The sequence below is a fragment of the Pseudomonas fuscovaginae SE-1 genome (assembly GCF_000364705.1).
GTDB lineage: Bacteria > Pseudomonadota > Gammaproteobacteria > Pseudomonadales > Pseudomonadaceae > Aquipseudomonas > Aquipseudomonas fuscovaginae_A.
Map to the genome: position 1 here is coordinate 1 of NZ_AQOH01000199.1, position 3,893 is coordinate 3,893.

3 protein-coding genes and 1 pseudogene are annotated in these 3,893 nt (G+C 62.2%); 1 reads left to right on the forward strand and 3 read right to left on the reverse strand.

The features are described from left to right. The 3 genes from K675_RS30965 to K675_RS0117485 all read right to left on the reverse strand — a co-directional run. A partial coding sequence (locus K675_RS30965; protein ID WP_037006750.1) for an ABC transporter substrate-binding protein occupies positions 1-369 on the reverse strand: 369 nt, incomplete at its 3' end. A gap of 259 nt (positions 370-628) precedes the next feature. Further along, the gene (locus tag K675_RS0117480; RefSeq protein ID WP_017904779.1) at positions 629-2,230 is read right to left on the reverse strand and encodes an ABC transporter substrate-binding protein; all 1,602 of its coding nucleotides are present in this window, start codon (positions 2,228-2,230) and stop codon (positions 629-631) included. 104 nt (positions 2,231-2,334) lie between these two features. After that, on the reverse strand, positions 2,335-3,048 hold the full coding sequence (locus tag K675_RS0117485; protein WP_017904780.1) for an SIMPL domain-containing protein: 714 nt from the start codon (positions 3,046-3,048) through the stop codon (positions 2,335-2,337). Positions 3,049-3,266: 218 nt separating this feature from the next. On the opposite strand from K675_RS0117485, the pseudogene K675_RS0117490 reads away from it, so the two are divergent. Then, a pseudogene (locus K675_RS0117490) lies at positions 3,267-3,893 on the forward strand (sensor histidine kinase); the annotation flags it as partial.

Genomic DNA, 3,893 nt, shown 5'->3' on the forward strand with positions numbered 1-3,893 from the left:
GAGCATGCGGTTGAAGGTGAACAGCACGTCGTCGGCGTTGAAGTTGCGCGTCGGCTTGAAGTAGTCGGTGGTGTGGAACTTGACCCCTTCGCGCAGATGGAAGGTGTAGGTCAGGCCGTCGGGCGAAATGTCCCAACTGGTCGCCAGACCAGGAATCACGGCGGTGCCGCCACGTTCAAACTGGCTCAGACGGTTGAAGACGGTTTCGGCAGAGGCATCGAAGTCGGTTCCGGCGGTGTATTGGCCTGGATCGAAACCGGCCGGGCTCCCTTCGGAGCAGTACACCAGGTTTGTCGCTGCGAGGGCGAACGGTGCGCCGGCCAGGAGGCCTGCGCCAACTAAAAACGGAATGACTGCTTTTTTAAGCATTGGTGGCCTCATGATTTGTTGTCATTTTTGGTTGTGAGGACGACCTCGTGAGTCGACCTGCGGATACTTATGCAGGCCCTGTACCCATTGCAAGATGCAGAGAGGCCGCAAGTCTCAAAGTGTGGCACGAACGTACACGAATGTCGCAATTGTATAAATACTGACGCATTTGACCGTTTGCACAGGTTTTTTCCGGTGCAAACGGCGCACTGCGAGCGGGCAACCGGGGTGTCTGGCGCACCCGATCGGGGCGTTGCCGTTACTTATCCAGACTCACGCCATAGAAGGGGGTCAGGCCGAACGGACTGATACGGAAGTCACGGACTTCCTTGCGTAGCGGCTGGAACACCGTCGAGTTGGCGATCGGCGTGATCGGTACCTGTTCCTTGAGAATTTTCTGCGCCTGCTGGTAGAGCTTCACCCGCTCGTCGCGGTCGCTGGAGAGCTTGGCCTTCTGGATCAGCTTGTCATAGTCCGGGTTGCACCACTTGGCGTAGTTGCTGCCCTTGACCGCGGCGCAGTTGTACAGCACGCCGAGCCAGTTGTCCGGGTCACCGTTGTCGCCGGTCCAGCCGTAGATCATCGCGTCATGTTCGCCATTCTTGGCGCGCTTGATGTACTCGCCCCACTCGTAGCTGACGATGTTGGCCTTGATCCCGACCTTGGCCCAGTCCTGCTGGATCATCTGCGCCGACATCCGCGCATTCGGGTTGGAGGCGCGCTGGACGGTCATTGCCCACAGATCAATGCGGGTGCCGGGTGCGACGCCGGCCTCCTTGAGCAATGCCTTGGCCTTGGTCGGATCGTAGGGTGCATCCTTGATGTTCGGATCGAACGACCACTGCGCCGGTGGCAGGGCGTTCTGCGCCAGTTGCCCGGCGCCCTGGTACACCGCCTTGATGATCGCCGGCTTGTCGATCGCCATGTCGAGTGCCTGACGGACCTTGAGCTGGTCGAGCGGCTTGTGGGTGACGTTGTAGGCCAAAAAGCCCAGGTTGAAGCCGGCCTGTTGCAGCACCCGCAGGTTCGGAGCCTGCTTCATCACCTCGATGTCGGCCGGGCGCGGGTAGCCGCTGACCTGGCATTCGCCGGCCTTGAGCTTCTGCAGGCGGGCGGCGGCATCCGGGGTGATGGCGAAGACCAGGTTGTCGAGCCTGACGTCCTCGGGTTTCCAGTAGGCCTTGTTGGCGCTGTAGCGGATCTGCGCATCCTTCTGGTAGCGCTTGAACACGAACGGCCCGGTGCCCACCGGTTTCTGGTTGAGCTCCTCGGCCTTGCCCGCCTTGAGCAGCTTGTCGGCATATTCGGCGGACTGGATCGAGGCGAAACTCATCGCCAGGTTCTGCACGAAGGCCGCGTCGACATTGTTCAGGCTGAAGCGCACGGTCTGCTCGTCGAGTTTCTCGACACGCTTGATCGTGGTGTCCAGGCCCATGTCGGTGAAATACGGCGACTCCGAAGGATAGGCCTTGCGGAACGGCATGTCCTTGTCGAGCAGGCGGTTGAAGGTGAACAGCACGTCGTCGGCGTTGAAGTCGCGGCTCGGGGTGAAATAGTCGGTGGTGTGGAACTTCACGCCCTGGCGCAGGTGGAAGGTGTAGGCCAGGCCGTCCGGGGAAACTTCCCAGCTCGTGGCCAGGCCGGGTTCGACCTCGGTGCCACCACGCTTGAACTGGGTCAGACGGTTGAACACGGTTTCCGCCGAGGCATCGAAGTCGGTGCCGCTGGTGTACTGGCTGGGGTCGAAGCCGGCCGGGCTGGCTTCCGAGCAGTAGACCAGGGTGCTGGCCGCCTGGGCCAGTGGAGCGCAGGCCAATAGGCCGGCGGCAAGGAGCAGCGGTTTGAATACGGTTCTTTCCATGGAGTCCCCTGGGAGTGCTTTCAGCGAGCGAAAAAAACGGCGGTCACCGAGGTTACCGCCGTTGCGGGCCGCTTATAAAGCACTTGTGGAGGCTTTCACCGGGCTTATTGCAGGACTTCGATCACGCCGTCGGCGCTCATCTTCACTTCGCTGGTACCGGCCTCGACTTCCGGTGCTGGTGCCGGTGCCATCTCCATCGCCGCCTTCATCATCATCGGCGCACGGGCGTAGGGTTGTGGATAACCGCCGCTGTTGAGGTTCAGGCTGACGATCTTGTAGCTCTTGCCGCCGAGGGCTTCGGTGGCGATCTGGGCGCGGGCCTTGAAGGCGTTGACCGCGTCCTTGAGCAGGGCGTCTTCGCTGGTCTTGCGGGCCGTGTTGGAGATGGTGAAGTTCATGCTGTCCATCTTCAGGGTCTGCATCAGGTCGCCGGTCAGCTTGGACAGGGCGGCGAAGTCCGGGCTTTCCAGACGCAGTTCGGCACGTTCCTGCCAGCCGGTGATCTTCTGGGTCTTGCTGTCGTAGATCGGGTAGCTGTTGCGCGAGCCCTGGCGCAGGGTCACGGCCTTCACTTCGCGGGCCTCGCCTAGGGCCTTGTTCAGCGTGGTGGTGATCTGTGCGGCGAGCTTGGCCGGGTCGGCGTTCTGCGCCTCGGTGTACAGGGTGACGATCATCAGGTCGCGCGCCACTTCCTGGCTGGCTTCGGCACGCAGGGAGACCTGGTTGTAGTGAAGCTCATCGGCAGCCACCGCCGGCAGGCTGGCCAGGGTGGCGGTGCTGAGGGCGAGCAGGGTGGCGCTGCGAGTGAACCGTTGCATAAGGACTCCTTGGGATACGGGACGCGATGATCGGCGGGCGATGTCGCGTTAATCCTTGAGACTCTAGCTTTTATACCCGGGTTCACCCAATTACAACTTCCATACAACTGTAAGGAGCGGTGACGGGGGATGTGGCCGTTTGCCGCACTTTTCCCAGCCGGGGCCCCGGCTTGGGTATACTTCCGATGGTCCGCCTGGAGCGCTCATCAGGAGAGCTCATGCTCGCCCCCTTTCAATTGCTGTCCGCGACTCGCCAGAACCTCTGGCGCCTGACGTTCATCCGTATCCTGGTGCTGGCCGCCCAGGCCGGTTCGGTAGGCATCGCCTACGGCTTCGAACTGCTGCCGCTGCCCTGGCTGCAACTGTGGACCACGCTGGCCTGCTCGGCGGTGCTGTGTGCCTTCACCGTGGTGCGCCTGCGCACCACCTGGCCGGTCACCGAACTCGAGTATGCCGTGCAACTGGCCTGCGACCTGTTCATCCACAGTGCGCTGCTGTATTTCTCCGGCGGTTCGACCAACCCCTTCGTGTCCTATTACCTGGTGCCGCTGACCATTGCCGCGGTGACCTTGCCCTGGCGTTTTTCGCTGGTGCTCTCCGGTGTCGCCCTGGCGCTGTACACCCTGTTGCTGGTGCAGTTCTACCCCTTGGAAACCTTGCCGATCTCGCGGGAAAAACTGCAGATCTACGGCATGTGGCTGAGCTTCGCCCTGGCCGCCGCGGTGATCACCTTCTTCGCGGCGAAGATGGCCGAGGAACTGCGCCGCCAGGAAGAGCTGCGTGCGCTGCGTCGCGAGGAAGGCCTGCGCGACCAGCAACTGCTGGCCGTGGCGACGCAGGCTGGC